Consider the following 14,809-nt stretch of genomic DNA (forward strand, 5'->3'; position numbering starts at 1 on the left):
TTCAAATTCGAATTAACTATATATAAAAATTTTTTCCTAGTCAATAAAAATATTTAATATACATATTGTATAATAATTTTGCATGTATTTGAAGAGTAAAAAGCCGCGCCTGTTATGGCGCGGCTTTCGAGGCAGGCTCGGGGCCGGGTCAGGAGGAGGGGTCCGGCAGGCATCCTTGCGGATGCCGCCCGCCTCACTTGGGTGTCAGACTCAGGGCCAGATGTTCTTGAAGGTGTTGTTTCCGCTTCTCCACTCGTTCGAGGACGCGGTGCCTCCACCAGCGAAGAAAGACGGGTCGAAGATATTCTGGATATTGCCCTGTTGCAGGATATACGGGACCCCATTCGGGCGCGCTATCGTCTGCGAATGGCCATTACCCGGATTCGGCGGCGTCCAGTCAACCGTAGGAAGTGCCGGCTTCTGCGTTGAAATCGGCGTCGGTGTCGGCGCCGATTCCGGCTCCCCGAATGCGGCTATATCAAAGGCTCTGAGAATGCGGCTGACTTCTACATCGCCAGCATCATCGGGTGCGATGCCAAGCTTGAACAATTCGGAGCGCTCCACGTGTTCGTCGCTGCCCTTCATGTCAAGGGACTTGAGTTGGTTGAATATCTTGAGAAGTGTCTCGTCAGGCAGGTCCCCGCCGGCGCGACGGTACAGTTCTTTGAAGCCGCGGAACTCATACCCTTTGCCTTCTTCATATTCGAAGCGGTTGACGTTGAGGTGGCTGGCGCCATTGAGAATCGCCGATTCGAAGCGCGCCTGCGTCAGATTGCCGTCTTCGTCCTGCCAGCGCGACACATGCCGCATGAAGGCATCGATGCTGAGTTCACCGGCGGTGCCATGATGGCGCATGAAATTCTTCGCGCGGGGCTCACTGATATTGAACTGCTCGACCAGTTGCGCGACAGATATATTGCCATCAGGGAAGCGGTTGTTCAGCGTATTGCGGATTGTGTCGACGCTGACTTTTTCTTCACTGTGCACGAACAATGCGCTCTGGCCGTTACTCGCACCGATGCTTCCGACATTCTGGAGAACCGACGGCGTGACGTTCGAACGCGAGTGCATCGTTACCGGGGCGACATTGTCATCGCTGCCGCGCGCGTCATCGCTGCGGACCTTTTCATCCGTGCGGCGCTGGTCATCCGTGCGGCGCTGGTCATCCGTGCGGCGCTGTTCATCGCTGCGCGATGTGCGACCCATCGTCGTCGTGGTGGTATCGTCGTTTGACGCATCGCGGCGTGCTGTCGGCGGCTCCCAGCCCGTAGAGCCGGCCTCAACCCAGCTGTTGCTCTGACGGGACAGGCTCGCAGGAGTAGGGTCTGCATTGTGTCCCGTGCTGACAGAGCGCAACTGCTGTTCGATCTCTCTCCGGCTCGTATCGCCGGTTTTGTAGAGATTGGTCAGGCTCGGCGCTTTCGAACCGAAATCGAAATCCTGATCGACGCTTTTGAGTGCGTTGTTGAAATCCTGCTGCGCGCTGTCGAGGCGACGATCGTCGACGTTGCTCTGGCGGGTGCTGGTGAAGGTAACCGGTGTCGTGTTCATCTTGCTCACTCCTGATTAAGATATCTGAAATCCCGATGCATTGACTATTTAATTTTTGATGCTTGAAGTCAATTAATAATACGTAATCGTAATACTTATTACGTACTTATGGTTAACGTGGTCTTCATAATTCATTGGGTGCATAAAAAGAGCGTTCCGAACGAGTCCCCGGAACGCTCACAAGTCTTTGAAAAAACTGTTGTTTCGATCAGAATTCAGCCCGGAAGCGCCGCGCGCAGCGTTTCGGCATGCTGTGCCAGCTGCGCCTGATCCGCCATCTCGCCCGTATGCGGACGCAGGGGCACGCCGTCGAAACGGGGGATCACATGGACATGCAGATGAAACACGACCTGCCCTCCGGCGGGTTCATTGAACTGCTGGATAGTGATCCCGTCCGCCTTGAAGGCCTTCATCGCCGCGCGTGCGATCAGCTGCGCCGCCTCGGCGACCGAGGCGAGCTGATGCGCGCTGGCATCGAGCCAGTTGCGCGCCGCGCTCTTTGGGATGACGAGGCAATGCCCGTCTCCGCGCGGCATGATATCCATGAAGGCGAGCACGTCGTCGTTCTCATAGACCTTGTGGCAGGGCAATTCACCGCGCAGGATCTTGGCGAAGACGTTGCTGTCGTCATAGGCGGTTTCGGGCTGCGTGCTCATCGGCTCACTCTCCTTGCTGGCCGGTCCATGCTTTGCATGGCCATGAATCGTCTGCCAGCGAGTGTGCCCCCCGTGGCCCTCCGGTCAAGGCCGGATCAGGCTTTCCCGTCGCGCTGGTCGCGCCGGAAGGGCAGGGCCTCGGTCAGTTCCTCGCTGACGGCGCGGACGTAACCGCTCTCGCGGCGCAGATAATCCGCCACGGCGCGGCGCAGGCCGGGATCGGCGATGAGATGGGCCGAGCGCGTCGTCACCGGGCGATAGCCGCGCGTGAGCTTGTGCTCGCCCTGTGCCCCGGCCTCGACCCGCGTCAGACCGTGGGCGAGGGCGTAATCGATGGCCTGGTAATAGCAGATCTCGAAATGCAGGAAGGGGTGATCCTCGATGCAGCCCCAGTTGCGCCCGTAGAGCGCGTCCTTGCCGATGAAGTTGATCGCACCCGCGATGTAGCGCCCGGCGCGCTTCGCCAGGATCAGGAGCACCCGCTCCGGCATGCGTTCGCCGATCAGCGAGAAGAATTGCCGGTTGAGATAGGGCCGCCCCCATTTGCGCGCGCCGGTATCCTCATAGAATGCGTGAAACGCATCCCAATGCGCCTCGCTGAGATCGGCGCCGGTGACCCATTCGACCGTGATATCCTCCGCCAGCGCATCGCGCCGCTCCCGCCGGATCGCCTTGCGCTTGCGTGAGGCGAGGCTGGCGAGGAAGCCTTCGAAATCGCCGTAGCCCTCGTCGAACCAGTGGAACTGCTGGTCGATGCGGGTGAGGAAGTCGTCGCTCGCGAAGGCGTTGAAATCATCCTCGCGCAGGAAGGTGGCATGGATCGAGGAGGCGCCGGTCTGGCGGCGCAGGGCGCGCAGGCCCGAAATCAGCTGGCTGCGGATCGCTTTGCCATCCTCTCCGGGCGGTGCGAGCAGACGCGGGCCGGTCACCGGCGTGAAGGGGATGGAGACCTGGAGCTTGGGATAATAGCGCCCGCCGGCGCGCTCATAGGCATCCGCCCAGCCCTGATCGAACACGTATTCGCCGCGCGAATGGCCTTTCAGATAGCAGGGCACGGCGCCGATCAGCCCGCCGCCTTCGTCTTCGAGCAGCACATGCGCCGGTCCCCAGCCGGTCTCGGCGCGCACGCAACCGGCATCTTCCAGCGCCGACAGAAAGGCGTGGCGGATGAAGGGATCGTCGCGCTCGTCCGGCGTCGCGGCGGCGAGCGCGCAGGCATCCCATTGTGTGGCCTCGACGAGGCTCATCGACGGCGCGATCTTCAGCGTCGGACCGGTCTGAGCCGGCTGGCCCGCGCCATCCGGCATCTGATCTCGTTCCGGTGGAGTCTCGTCCTCGCTCAAACCCGTCCTCCCCCTCGTCGCCGCCGGGACCGACGGCATTCGATGACGGTGAGTATCTATGGCGCGAACGGCAAGACGCAATCCTCGGACAAGATTGAACCGCCACACTGCCTTCGATGCGTCGGCGGGCCCCGAGGGCGGCTGCCCGCATCGATGAGGCGGAACAGGGCGAGAGGCACGATGAGCGCGCGCGAACATGCCGACAAGTTATGGGTGAGCCTGCAGGAACTGGGAGCCCGGCGTCTGATGATACTGGCGCTGGTCGGCTTGACGGTTTTTGCCACGATCGGCCTCTCGGCCTATTATCTCAGCCGGCCCCAGTTCACTGTGCTTTATTCCGGGCTCGAGCGCGAGGACGTCACCCGCATCGGCTCGGCGCTGACCGAGGCCGGCATCGAATTCGACGTCAATACCGCCGGCGATGCCGTGATGGTGGCGCATTCGCAGACGGCGCGGGCGCGCATGCTGCTGGCCGAGAAGGGGCTGCCCTACAGCGCCAATGCCGGCTACGAACTGTTCGACAATCTCGGCTCGCTCGGCATCACCTCCTTCATGCAGGAAGTCACCCGGGTGCGTGCGCTCGAAGGCGAAATCGCGCGTTCGGTCCAGGCGATACGCGGGGTCTCGGCGGCGCGGGTGCATATCGTCATGGCCGATCCCGGCTCCTTTCGCCGCGAACAGCGCCCGCCCTCGGCCTCGGTGGTGGTGCGCATGGAATCGCCTGATGCGGGCGGCGCGGCGCAATCGATCCGCCACCTCGTCGCCGCCGCCGTGCCGGGGATGAGCGTCGAGCGTGTCACGGTGCTTTCCACCGACGGTACGCTGCTGGCCTCCGGCGATGACGGCAGCAACGGCGCCACCGCACAGATGGCGACGCTGACCGCCGGGGTAAACCGTGATATCGAAAGCAATGTCCGGCGCACGCTCGCTCCCTATCTGGGGCTCGACAATTTCGAGGTCAGCGCCAAGGCGAGCCTGAATACGGATCGCCGGGTGATCAACGAGACCATTTTCGATCCTGATTCGCGCGTCGAACGCTCGATCCGCATCATTCGCGAAAACGAAACCGCCGAGAATCTTTCACGCGATACCCCCACCACCGTGCAACAGAACATCCCCGAAGAGGAAGTCGGCGCGGTGCCGGGTGAGCAGTCGAACGAGGAGGTGCAGCGCCGGGAGGATCTCACCAATTACGAGATATCATCCACGCAGATCCAGACCAGCAGCGAGGGCTATGCCATCGAGAATGTCTCGATCGCGCTGCTGGTCAACCGTTCACGCCTCACGGCGGCTCTGGGTGAGGATGCGGGCGAAGCGGAACTCGCTGCGCAGATTGCCGAGATCGAGGCGCTCGCGGCCTCCGCCGCCGGTTTGCGCGAGGAACGGGGCGATACGCTCAAGGTTGCGGTGGTGAATTTCCTCGACGATTACGGCAATTTCGAACCCGTGCCCGGTCCTGCCATGAGCGAGATCCTCTTGCGCCAGACCGGCAACATCGTCAGCGCACTCGCCATGTTGCTGGTGGCGGCGATGGTGATCTGGTTCGGCCTGCGCCCCGCCGTCAACGCCATCGTGCAGCGTCCGCAGAGCGAGCAGCAGCAGGCGATCGATCAGGCCGCGACGCCGCTTGCGATCGAGAGCGAAGGGGGCGGGTACGGGGCCGCTGCCCTGGCCGACCGGATGGCGGGTGGCTCAGGGGATGTCGATCTGATCGCCGACGTCTCGTCGAGGTTCAACACGAACAACGTCAGACGACTCGAACAGATCGTCAATCTCAACGAAGAGCAGGCCGTGCACATCCTGCGCCAATGGATGCGTGAAAGCGAGGATGCGTGATCATGGTGCGCCCGATCCAGAGCTGTCTCGAGGAATTCCAGCTCCTTCCAGCGCCAGAGCCGCTCCATGCTGAGCGCCCGGTTCGCCCGATGGCGGAGATCCGGCGCGCCGGAGCTTCCGAGGATGCCTGGCAGCGCGGCTATGAGGAAGGTCGCGCAAAAGCCCAGGCCCAGGCCGATGCGCAGCTGGCGGAAGCGCTCGAACAGGCGCGTGCGCAGGCTGATGCGGCCGGTCGCGCCGAGGCCGCCCGTGAAACCCGCGAGATTGTGACCGCCGAACTCACCGCAATGCATGAACGCGCGCTCGGGGAAGCGCGCGCCACATGGGTCGCGGAGGAATCGGCACGCCTCACCGAGGCGCTCGAATCGGGGCTGGCGGAGCTGCGCCTGCGTCTTGCCGGGAAGCTTGCCCGCGCGCTTGAGCCCTTTCTCGCCGAAGCCCTGCGGGAGAAGGCCTGCGCCGAGATGGCGCGCATGCTGGAGCGCCTCTTCGCCGCCGGCGAGGCCGGTGCCGAGATCCGCGTCGAGGGTCCGCAGGATCTGATCGACGCCCTGCGCGCGGCCCTGCCCGAGCACCCCGGTCTCGTCATGCATGCGGTGCCGGGGCGCGCCGATATCCGCGTCAGCTGCGCCGATACCACCCTCGAAACCCAGATCGCGCAATGGTCCCGGATCCTGTCCGGCGATGTCAGCCAGCCCTGAGGAATCCCGGTCATGGACGACAAGCAACCCCAGGAAATCATCATCGTGCGCCGCAAGCGCGACCCTGACGCAGGTGAAGCCAAGAACAGCGTCTGGAAGATCGCCTTCGCCGATTTCATGACCGCGATGATGGCCTTCTTTCTGGTGATGTGGCTCATCAACGTCACTGATGACGACGCCAAGGAGATGGTGGCGAACTATTTCAACCCGATCAATCTGGCCGAGGCGACGAGCGACCGCAAAGGCCTGCGCGATCCCGAATCCTCGTCGAGCGGCGTTGATGGCGACGAGCATTCCACTATCGTGCCCCCGCGCGGTGATCCGGGTGAGGGCGGGGAAGGGTCCGATGTCGCCGGCGGCGAGCGCCCGCGCTTCTCCGAAAGCGAGCTCTTCCACGATCCCTATGCGGTCCTGGCCGAGCTCGCCGCCGAGCTCGACGAGCGCCAGCCGCCGAGTGCCGCGATCGACGTCTCTCCCGGCGAGAGCGGCGAGCCCGGCCTGCCCGGTGGCGATGCGTTCCGCGATCCCTTCGACCCGGTCTACTGGCAGACCGCGCCACAGCCGCGCATCGCCCGCGCCGATGGCGATGGCTCGACCGGCCCGCGCGGCCTCACCGATGCCGGCGCCGCCTTTCCCGAACTCGGCCCCGGCGAGGGCGAACCCGCCACCGACGAAGCGCAACTGCCGTTTCCGCTTTTCGTCGAGAGCGATGAGACCGAGACGGTGGTGCCGGATGATGAAACCGATTTCAGCGGGCAGGGCATGATCGTGATCGAGGTGGTCGAGGAGCCCGCCGCCGATGTCGAGGCGCTCGCGATCGCCGAGATCGCGCAGGAGCCTCTGCCCGCGCTCGACACCTTCACCGATGCCGAGCCCGGCCTGCTGGAGGAATCGAGCGTCGAGGGTGAGATCGAGCTGGCAAAGACCGTGGAGGAAGTGCTCACCGAGGAAGCGCCGAGCGAGGCCGAGGTCGCAGCCGCCGCGTTGCGTGCCGAGATCGCCCGACAGATCGATACGGAATTGCCGCAGCTCGCCGATCAACCGCTTCTGGAAGTGCGCGCCACGCCGGAAGGCATGCTGATCAGCCTGACCGATGCGGCGGATTTCGGCATGTTCGCGATCGGCTCCGCCGAGCCCAGGCCGGAAGTCGTCGGTGTGCTGCGCACCCTCGCCCAGGTGCTGGGCCAGCGTCCGGAACCACTGGTGATCCGGGGGCATACCGATGGCCGGCCCTTCCGTTCCGAAGAATACGACAATTGGCGCCTGTCCACCGCGCGCGCGCATATGGCCTATCACATGCTCGTGCATGGCGGTTTCGACGAGGGGCGCATCGCCCGCGTCGAGGGCCATGCGGACCGCATGCTCAAGGTTCCTGCCGACCCGGATGCGGCGGAAAACCGGCGCATCGAGATCCTGCTGCTGGAGCGCCCGGCATGACGGCCCGCATTGCTCCCTGCCTGCGCGACCTCCTGCGTCTTATCCTGCTCGCCGGTGTGGGGCTCGCGACACTCCTTTTCGCTCCCGCTCCGGCTGTCGGTGAATCCGAGGCGCGTATCGCCGCGCGTGAAGCGACGCGCGAAGCGCAGATCGCGCAGGAGCGGCGCGAGGAAGCGCGCCAGCCCTATGCCATGCTGCGCACGCTGCAATCCCTGCAGGAGCGCATTGCCCATGGCGATATCCGCGCCCATGAGGGCCAGCGGGCGCTGATCACCCGCGTCGCCGAGACCTTCCTGCGCGCCGATCCGGCGGAATTCGCCGACAAGCGCAACGCCAATGCGGCGGTGAGTTTTGTTCTGGGCGGCGGTCCGCCGATCGTGCTGGAGCGCATGCTCGCCCTCGATCCCGCGCCCGCGATCGATCCCGACCTTCTGGCCGGTGCGCTCGCCTATGTGCATGGCCGCGAGGAGGATGCCCGCGAGCGGCTCGCGGGCTTCGATCCGCAGGCGCTGCCCGGCTATCTCGGGGCGCAGATCGCCATTGCCCGCTCGGCGCTGATCGTGCGCGAGGATCCGCAGGAGGCGGTGCGTCTGCTTTCACTGGCGCGTCTGCTTGCGCCGGGCACGCTCGCCGAGGAGGCGGCGTTGCGCCGCGAGATCTTCGTCGAGGGCCAGCGCGGCGAACTGGAGCAGCTGGAATTTCTCGCCGTGCAGTATCTGCGCCGCTACCGCAACTCGGTCTATGCCGGCAATTTCCGCCAGCGTTTCATCTCGCTGCTGGCGACGCTCGATTTCGCGCAGAGCGTCGAGGATTTCCTGCGGCTCGAAGCCGTGCTCGCGCAGATGGACGGCGAGGGCAAGCGGGATCTCTATCTCTTCTTCGCCCGCCACGCGCTGCTTTCGGGCGCGCTCGACCTGGCCCGCCTGGCTGCCGAGCGCGCCATCGGCTTCTCCGCCGGTGACAGTGACGAGGAAGAGCGCGCACGCTTCTATTTCGCCGCAGCGCAGATCGTGACGCCCTCTTACGAGCCGGCTGTCGAGATTCTGCTTGCGCTGGATCCCGACAGATTGCCCGAGGCGGACCTGCCCGTCCTCGAAGCGGCCATGGCCACCGCCGCCGCCATCGGCGAGCCTCTGCGCGCGGCGGTGGGTGTGGAGGACGAGGCGGAGCTGGACGAGGCTGACCGCGCGGATGCCCCCGACGCGACCGATTCCGAGGCCCAGGCTGAAGCCGAGGCAGAGCTGGAAGGCGATATCCCGAGTGCCGGAGAAGACGCCGATGCCGAGGCCGATGCCGATGACGTCGAAGTCGATATCGCCGATGCGGATGCTCCCGGGGAGACGCCGCCGCAGACCGCGCTCGAAGCCGCTCTGTATCCGAAAACCGCGATCATGCAGCGCGCCATGGCCGCGCTCGACGAGATCGATCTCCTGCTCGAAGGGCAAACACGATGAGCGCCGCATTGACCCGTTTCGACCCGCCTCCGGCGGATCACGCCGCCCGTCAAAGTGGCCGTAGCGGCCAGTCGCAGGGGCGCGCGTTGGACAAGGCCGGTGACAAGGCCGGCGAGAAGGGCGGTGGCACGGATGCGTGGCGCGGCCCGGAGGCGATCGCCGCCGAACGGGCGCGGCGCGAGGGTGCGGGTGAGGGGCGCCGGGAAGCGGGCGCCGCCGGTCTCGATCAGGCGAGCGCGCGTCCCGATGATGCTGCCGTCGCGGCGCGAATGGGGGATCTCGCCGCGCAGGCCGGGCGCGCGATCGCAGATTTCGCTGCGACCGCTGATGGGCAAGCGGGCGCGCGCCCGACGCGCGATATTGCCGCGAAGGCCGTCGCGGACGCGCTCGCGCGCCTCGCGCCGGAGGATGAGGAGAAAGCCGTGGCACAGGCGCAGGATCCGGCGGCGCGCTTCTTCGCCTCGCTGGAGCGTCTGCGTGCCCTCGCCGGTCAGCTTGAAGGCGCTGGCGGTGCGCAAACTGATGCTGCGGCGAACCCGCAGGCCGTCGCGGGACAAACGATACCTGGCCAACCCGCTCCCGGGCATTTCGCCGGGCCATCTGCCGCCGGCGATCCCGCATCCGCACAGAACGCGGCCCGGATGCAGGCCGGTCAGCAGGCCGCTGCCGGGGCGGCGATGCAATCGGATGAGAGCCTGCATCTGTCCCTGCGCGATAATCCGGGCCATTCCGGGCTCGGCGCACGCCAGGCTTCGGGGATCGGCGAGGCGCGGATCGTCTCGCAGGCAACGCATTTCGCGCCGGTCCCGCAGGCCGCGCTGGGAGCGGGCAATCTGGACGCGCTCGCCAGAGCTTTCGACGAGGGCGCTGCCTTCATGCGCGAGGCGGGGCCGAATCTCGCGGCGCAGGCAGGCGAGATGCGCGGCGGCGAGACGCGCGGCGCGGATATGCGCGGAGGCGGCTTCGACCAGGCGCTCGCGGGCAGCCTGCGCGGCGAGGGGGCCCGGCCTGCCGGGCCTGTGAAGATGCTCGCCATCCAGCTCACGCCGGTCTCGCTCGGCAAGATCAGCGTGGCGATGCATCTCTCCGATGGCGCCATGCGCATGGAAATCACCGTCTCCGAGCCGCGTGCGCTGGAGTTGGTGCGCGCCGACAAGGATCTGATCGGCAATCTCATCCGCAAGAGCGGGCTCAGCCCGGAAAGCATCACCATCCAGAGCGGCGATCCCGCCCAGGCCGGGCGCGGGAATGTCGGCGGCAACGGGGCCGGACAGAACGGCGCGGGGCCGGGCGGCCATGGGGACGGTGAAGCCGGCTCGAACCGTGGTTCGCGGCAAGGTGGTGAAGGGAGCGAACGCTCTGATCACGAAGGGAGCAGGCAACATGAGAATTCTCACGGCCCTCGCCTGTCTGACGGCGGCGATATTTATCTTTGACGCAAAGGCGCCCGCGCGCGCCGAGGCCGATCCCGTCTGCGAGGCGGAGATGACCCGCGCTGCGGCCAAATACGACGTGCCGCTGGCCGTGCTCTTCGCCATCGGCCTCACCGAGACGGGACGGCGCGGCGCGCTGCACCCCTATGCGCTCAACATTGCCGGGCGCAGCTTCTTCGGCGAGAGCGCGGCGGATGCACTGCGCGAATTCGAGCGCGAGCGCCGGCGCGGCGTCAAGCTGATCGATCTCGGCTGCATGCAGATCAACCACCATTACCACAAGCAGGAATTCGAGAGCCCCGCCCATATGCTCGACCCGGCGCTCAACGTCGAATACGCCGCCCGCTTCCTGCGCGAATTGCGCGACCGCGAAGGCGACTGGACCCGCGCCGTCGCCCGCTACCACGCCGGCCGCGCCAACACCCCCGCCCAGAAACGCTACGTCTGCGCCGTCATCCGCCACATGGTCGCAACGGGATTTGGGGAATGGACGGCGAATGCGAAGATGTTTTGTGGATAGGGGGGTGAGGGATTTACTTATCTGAAGAACTTTCGGATATTTCTTTGATGATATTTCTCTCGGTTCGCTTTATTCCATCTATGAACGCGCTAAACACGTCTTGAGTTGATTTGAATATTTTCACATTTTTGAAATGCATCTCAACCTCTGATTTAATGGTTTCTGCACCTTTAGCTTCTGGGTTTCCTTCGGCCCATTTTCGACCGGGATGTATGGTATCCCAAGGTGATCTATTGTTAGATCTTGTGTCAGCGGAATCCCCATGTTTTCCAATTCCATAAAGAATTTTTGTCTCATTGTTCCAGATTGGCTTAAAAACACCAATGAGATGTGATTCTGCTGCGGTCTGGTAGCCGCTTTGGACAGCAAGTGCGCGGTAGCGGAAATCAGAAAGCTCGATGCCGGTGACAATATCTATATTCCTTCGATGTTCTCTAAGTCTGTCAAATATCTTCGTTTTTTGCTGGATAATTGATGTAGCCCCAGTTGGGGGATCTACTTTACCAACATATATCGGTGTTTCAGTTTTGGAAATATTTGAATATACTGGCGCGTCTCCTTCATAGTACAAAGCGTAAACACCCGAACCATAAAATGGAGTGATTTCACTCAGATAATGTTTTTTCTGTGAAACTAGAGCGAGGGCTACAAAGTGACCAATAAGAGATGGCTCACTAGGGTCAAAAAAAGCTTCTGGAAGTGAAACGGGATCAATTTCACACTCTAGTCTCTGCAATCTCTCTTTCATTTGTTCAATTACATCAAGAACTCGCTTTCGTGATGGAGGGGTTAAATTTGTCCCCCGAATCAAATTCTCGAATTCTTTTATTGCAAAAGCAGTTTCTTTTGCTTTTTCTATTTCTGGTTTCGATGACATTACTATATCTCAGTTGAGGTTAGCCTTAAATTTACTGATTCCCCCACGCAGCTTGCTAGTGCGACGGGCACCGCATTTCCCAATTGTCGCATACACTCTGACCAAGCGCCATAAAATTTGAAATTGTCAGGAAATGTTTGAATTCTAGCGCTTTCTCGAACAGTAAAATATCGAACAGAGCCATTTGCCCAACGGATCATGTTCTCTCCGCCAGGTACACCATGAACACCTGCCTTCAAGGTTTTAGATGGTTCATCAATGTAGCTTCCCGTGTGTCCCGCATAACTCCGTGCGCCGGATTGGAGGCGATGGTCTGGAAAGCGAATATTGTTCTCATATTCCGGATTTGGTAAGTCAGAAATTGCATCCCGTATTGTGCGCCAAGGTAATGTCTTAGGTTTTTCATCACGCGAAAGGCGTTTGGCAATTAACAAAGATCTGTAATTCAGTATTCTGTCTTTCTTGGGAATTTCATGTTTTTCCCAGTATGAGCCAAAAACTTGATCCCATACCATTGATTCTTCAGTGAAAGGTCCATCGTCGCACGACCAGCGTGCATTAATGTCGTCTCTAAAGCCAACAAATATTACACGTTCACGCTTTTGGGGAATGCCAAAATTGGCAGCGTTTAGAACTTTTGTCACGACATTGTAATGCAACCCAAATCTAGAGCTCGAAGTATGGTGTTGTTGAAGCCTCTTAAAATGATCGTGCCAATCTTCATCATTATTTGTCATGATTTCGGGGTGCTCAAGTTGAAGCTGTATATATGAAAAATAGTCAGAAAATTTTGAACGCGTTAAGCCTTTTACATTTTCAAAGATAAATGCTTTTGGTCTCGACTCGCGCACGGCTCGGACCGCCTCTGGAAACAAATCTCTCGCGTCTTCATACGCACGATGCCTGCCGGCCAAGCTAAATGGCTGGCACGGCGGGCCGCCAGACACGAGGTCGACTACATTCTCGAATTCGCAAAAGTCTATATTTCGGATGTCATTCTCAATAATCCCCGAAGATGTGTTTTCAATTTCACAATTGACGCCTAATATCTTATGGTTGTTTCTCAATGTGTCGCAACACCACTTGTCGTTTTCAACCGCAATCTGAGGCTCGAACCCTGCCTGTGCCAGCCCAATTCCAAGCCCCCCAGCTCCAGCAAAGAGTTCGATTGATTTCCGCAGTTTCGTTCGCATGCCAATTTCACCAGTGGGGTTACGATACACCAAGCGAGATCCCTCTAAACCAGATTCGCGAGAACAAATCAAGAAACTGTCGCATTTGAAGTGGAGAATGTTTGGGACGTTTGAAGCGGCACCTATTTGTGCGCCAACTGCGGGGCAGAGTGCCGGGCTGCGGTGTCTCGACGGGCCTCCGCGCGCAGCGCGGTCGCGAAATCAATTGAAGCCGCGCCGTCGCCTCAACCCCGACCCCGGCCAGTGTTCCGCCCCTCCCTCTCTTCCGGCCCCTGTTCCCGTCGCGTTGACCATGGCAGCGATGCTTGTTGCTGTCTTCATGCTGAGTTGCGCCGTTCCGGCGGGTTCAGGGCGGGCGTGTCAGGCTCCAGCGGGAGCAAGGCCGGGGTATCGTCGGGGGGCGTGTGGCGCAGGATGCGGTACTGGCCGGCGGCGTCGCGGTGCACGGTATAGACCAACTCGCCGTCGACCTCCGGCACGGGGCGTTTTGCGCGCAGGAGCAGCGCCGTCAGAAGCAGTATGAAGGCCGGCGGCACGATCAGCCAGAGCGCCTTGATCCAGTCCGCCAGCGATTGATAGGTGCCGAGAAACGCCTGAAAAGCCGAGATGTCGTCCATGATCGAAACTCCCCCAAAACCATCCTGAAACCGGGTTAGGTTGGTCACCAGAGGTTCGCTCTGGTGACCGGGGAGTTCGAAAGCCGCCTGTAGACGACCGCACTGGCCTTTGGACCGCAGCCTTGGACATACGCCAGCGCCTCCCCGGCCATGAAGGTCGAGGAGGTGCCTTTTCGGTCGCACCGACCGCTACAGGAAGGGGTTTCGACGCCCCGGAGCCGGATTTCACCGACCCTGTGGCGACAGTAAAACACGTATCGAGCATTGAAAAGAGGGGTTTTGGTTGTATTGGCGCACAACTTGGCACGCCCTGGCCGTCCTCCCCAGCGGGGAGGGAAATCGGGAGGCCGACATTTCCCTTATGTCGAGGATCGTTTAAGCCAAATCCATGTATGCCATTACCGCACTTCTCGCCGTCTTTGTCGCCGTGACGCATGGCTATGCGCTCTTCGCCTGGAAACGCGGGGCGCAGGACGCGTGGTATGCAGGGTTCTTTCTGATGTGGAACGTGGCAGCGGCGATCGTGCTGGTAGCGCTGGCACAGTTCTGGCTGGCGCAATTCGGTGCCGGCATGGCGCCATGGGCGCTGCTGGCGGTGGCGATGGCGCCGCATGTGCTCGTTCTGAGCGGGAATTTCGCCGCGCTCGTCAGCACGATGCGGGAAGGGGCAGGTCACGGAATGATCGCGGTGTTCATCGCCTGGATCGCCGCATCAATGCTCAGCGTCGTGCTGCTGGGCGCGGTCTCGCCCAACACCTTCCTGATTCGCGTTCTGCTATAACGCGCGTCGGCGGATGCGCGATGCATCCGCCGCTTGATTCACGTCGAAGCGAATCAGCCCCCCTTGTTCGTCGCGCCACGCATGACACGGGTTGCTGCGACGAGGGCGGGAAGGGCGAGGGGGCCGAAGCCGGGATGGAGCGTGGGGCCCGGTTTGCCGGGCGCGGTCGATTCCGTCGGCGCGAAGGCGGGCGGATCGCTCCGCAGGTCACGGATCGTGCCGATCTGCACCGGCGCCTGATCCGGCATGGCGGGGGCAATCGGAGCAGGGTCGTTCATCTGCGCGGCAATCATGATCTCAAACTCGTCTCGCATGTCTGATGGCATCGCGTCGTTGCGATGAGCCGGATATTCGATGCTGATCGCGACTGCCACGCGGCGCGATCATGGCGAATTTGGGGCTTCGGGTTA

The 14,809-nt window shown here is 62.0% G+C and carries 14 protein-coding genes; 7 read left to right on the top strand and 7 right to left on the bottom strand.

Translation table 11 applies throughout. The features are described 5' to 3' along the window. Positions 1 to 210 precede the first annotated feature (210 nt). The 3 genes from GA0071312_RS10030 to GA0071312_RS10040 all read right to left on the bottom strand — a co-directional run bounded on the left by GA0071312_RS10030 (position 211) and on the right by GA0071312_RS10040 (position 3,514). A complete protein-coding gene (locus tag GA0071312_RS10030) occupies positions 211 to 1,551 on the bottom strand; it encodes a hypothetical protein (RefSeq protein WP_074444853.1) in 1,341 nt (446 codons plus the stop codon). Between the two features lie 215 nt (positions 1,552 to 1,766). After that, on the bottom strand, positions 1,767 to 2,207 hold the full coding sequence (locus tag GA0071312_RS10035) for an HIT family protein (RefSeq protein WP_074444854.1): 441 nt from the start codon (positions 2,205 to 2,207) through the stop codon (positions 1,767 to 1,769). Positions 2,208 to 2,302: 95 nt separating this feature from the next. After that, the gene (locus GA0071312_RS10040; protein ID WP_074444855.1) at positions 2,303 to 3,514 is read right to left on the bottom strand and encodes a GNAT family N-acetyltransferase; all 1,212 of its coding nucleotides are present in this window, start codon (positions 3,512 to 3,514) and stop codon (positions 2,303 to 2,305) included. A gap of 216 nt (positions 3,515 to 3,730) precedes the next feature. Here GA0071312_RS10040 and fliF point away from each other — a divergent pair, with 216 nt between their 5' ends. The 6 genes from fliF to GA0071312_RS10070 are packed head-to-tail and all read left to right on the top strand — an operon-like array spanning position 3,731 to position 10,931. Continuing rightward, entirely contained in the window at positions 3,731 to 5,386 is a 1,656-nt protein-coding gene (gene fliF, locus GA0071312_RS10045; RefSeq protein WP_074444856.1) for a flagellar basal-body MS-ring/collar protein FliF, read from the top strand. A 2-nt stretch (positions 5,387 to 5,388) separates the two neighbouring features. After that, positions 5,389 to 6,087, top strand: coding sequence for a hypothetical protein (locus GA0071312_RS10050; protein ID WP_074444857.1), 699 nt, complete (start codon positions 5,389 to 5,391; stop codon positions 6,085 to 6,087). Between the two features lie 12 nt (positions 6,088 to 6,099). Beyond that, positions 6,100 to 7,524, top strand: a complete 1,425-nt coding sequence (locus GA0071312_RS10055) for a MotB family protein (protein WP_074444858.1) — start codon at positions 6,100 to 6,102, stop codon at positions 7,522 to 7,524. Beyond that, the gene (locus GA0071312_RS10060) at positions 7,521 to 8,978 is read left to right on the top strand and encodes a hypothetical protein (protein ID WP_074444859.1); all 1,458 of its coding nucleotides are present in this window, start codon (positions 7,521 to 7,523) and stop codon (positions 8,976 to 8,978) included. Before GA0071312_RS10055 ends, GA0071312_RS10060 begins: the two co-directional genes overlap by 4 nt. After that, the gene (gene fliK / locus GA0071312_RS10065) at positions 8,975 to 10,414 is read left to right on the top strand and encodes a flagellar hook-length control protein FliK (RefSeq protein ID WP_074444860.1); all 1,440 of its coding nucleotides are present in this window, start codon (positions 8,975 to 8,977) and stop codon (positions 10,412 to 10,414) included. Before GA0071312_RS10060 ends, fliK begins: the two co-directional genes overlap by 4 nt. Next, positions 10,362 to 10,931, top strand: a complete 570-nt coding sequence (locus GA0071312_RS10070) for a lytic transglycosylase domain-containing protein (RefSeq protein WP_074444861.1) — start codon at positions 10,362 to 10,364, stop codon at positions 10,929 to 10,931. The genes fliK and GA0071312_RS10070 overlap by 53 nt, the downstream gene beginning before the upstream one ends. Positions 10,932 to 10,944: 13 nt before the next feature. On the opposite strand, the gene GA0071312_RS19165 is transcribed toward GA0071312_RS10070, so the two are convergent. The 3 genes from GA0071312_RS19165 to GA0071312_RS10085 form a co-directional block, all read right to left on the bottom strand. Then, complete coding sequence (locus tag GA0071312_RS19165; RefSeq protein ID WP_083204489.1) at positions 10,945 to 11,808, bottom strand: Eco29kI family restriction endonuclease; 864 nt, start codon at positions 11,806 to 11,808, stop codon at positions 10,945 to 10,947. Between the two features lie 2 nt (positions 11,809 to 11,810). Continuing rightward, positions 11,811 to 13,031: a DNA cytosine methyltransferase gene (locus GA0071312_RS10080; RefSeq protein ID WP_238947169.1), complete on the bottom strand. Its 1,221-nt coding sequence runs from the start codon at positions 13,029 to 13,031 to the stop codon at positions 11,811 to 11,813. A gap of 287 nt (positions 13,032 to 13,318) precedes the next feature. Beyond that, the gene (locus tag GA0071312_RS10085) at positions 13,319 to 13,618 is read right to left on the bottom strand and encodes a hypothetical protein (protein WP_074444864.1); all 300 of its coding nucleotides are present in this window, start codon (positions 13,616 to 13,618) and stop codon (positions 13,319 to 13,321) included. 388 nt (positions 13,619 to 14,006) lie between these two features. Between GA0071312_RS10085 and GA0071312_RS10090 the strand changes: the two genes are divergently transcribed. Beyond that, positions 14,007 to 14,399, top strand: coding sequence for a hypothetical protein (locus tag GA0071312_RS10090; RefSeq protein WP_074444865.1), 393 nt, complete (start codon positions 14,007 to 14,009; stop codon positions 14,397 to 14,399). A gap of 53 nt (positions 14,400 to 14,452) precedes the next feature. Here GA0071312_RS10090 and GA0071312_RS10095 read toward each other — a convergent pair whose 3' ends face one another. Further along, positions 14,453 to 14,713 (bottom strand): hypothetical protein, encoded by a 261-nt coding sequence (locus GA0071312_RS10095; protein ID WP_131817769.1) that lies wholly within the window; start codon positions 14,711 to 14,713, stop codon positions 14,453 to 14,455. Between the last annotated feature and the right edge of the window lie 96 nt (positions 14,714 to 14,809).

The organism is Saliniramus fredricksonii (genome assembly GCF_900094735.1).
Taxonomy (GTDB): Bacteria; Pseudomonadota; Alphaproteobacteria; order Rhizobiales; family Beijerinckiaceae; genus Saliniramus; species Saliniramus fredricksonii.

Excerpts from the sequence above, each read along its gene's own strand:
- GA0071312_RS10040 (WP_074444855.1), bottom strand. The coding sequence starts at position 3,514 with ATGCCGGATGGCGCGGGCCAGCCGGCTCAGACCGGTCCGACGCTGAAG.
- GA0071312_RS10050 (WP_074444857.1), top strand. The coding sequence starts at position 5,389 with ATGGTGCGCCCGATCCAGAGCTGTCTCGAGGAATTCCAGCTCCTTCCA.
- GA0071312_RS10035 (WP_074444854.1), bottom strand. The coding sequence starts at position 2,207 with ATGAGCACGCAGCCCGAAACCGCCTATGACGACAGCAACGTCTTCGCC.
- fliF (WP_074444856.1), top strand. The coding sequence starts at position 3,731 with ATGAGCGCGCGCGAACATGCCGACAAGTTATGGGTGAGCCTGCAGGAA.
- GA0071312_RS10060 (WP_074444859.1), top strand. The coding sequence starts at position 7,521 with ATGACGGCCCGCATTGCTCCCTGCCTGCGCGACCTCCTGCGTCTTATC.
- GA0071312_RS10030 (WP_074444853.1), bottom strand. The coding sequence starts at position 1,551 with ATGAACACGACACCGGTTACCTTCACCAGCACCCGCCAGAGCAACGTC.
- GA0071312_RS19165 (WP_083204489.1), bottom strand. The coding sequence starts at position 11,808 with ATGTCATCGAAACCAGAAATAGAAAAAGCAAAAGAAACTGCTTTTGCA.
- GA0071312_RS10095 (WP_131817769.1), bottom strand. The coding sequence starts at position 14,713 with ATGCGAGACGAGTTTGAGATCATGATTGCCGCGCAGATGAACGACCCT.
- fliK (WP_074444860.1), top strand. The coding sequence starts at position 8,975 with ATGAGCGCCGCATTGACCCGTTTCGACCCGCCTCCGGCGGATCACGCC.
- GA0071312_RS10070 (WP_074444861.1), top strand. The coding sequence starts at position 10,362 with ATGAGAATTCTCACGGCCCTCGCCTGTCTGACGGCGGCGATATTTATC.
- GA0071312_RS10090 (WP_074444865.1), top strand. The coding sequence starts at position 14,007 with ATGTATGCCATTACCGCACTTCTCGCCGTCTTTGTCGCCGTGACGCAT.
- GA0071312_RS10085 (WP_074444864.1), bottom strand. The coding sequence starts at position 13,618 with ATGGACGACATCTCGGCTTTTCAGGCGTTTCTCGGCACCTATCAATCG.
- GA0071312_RS10055 (WP_074444858.1), top strand. The coding sequence starts at position 6,100 with ATGGACGACAAGCAACCCCAGGAAATCATCATCGTGCGCCGCAAGCGC.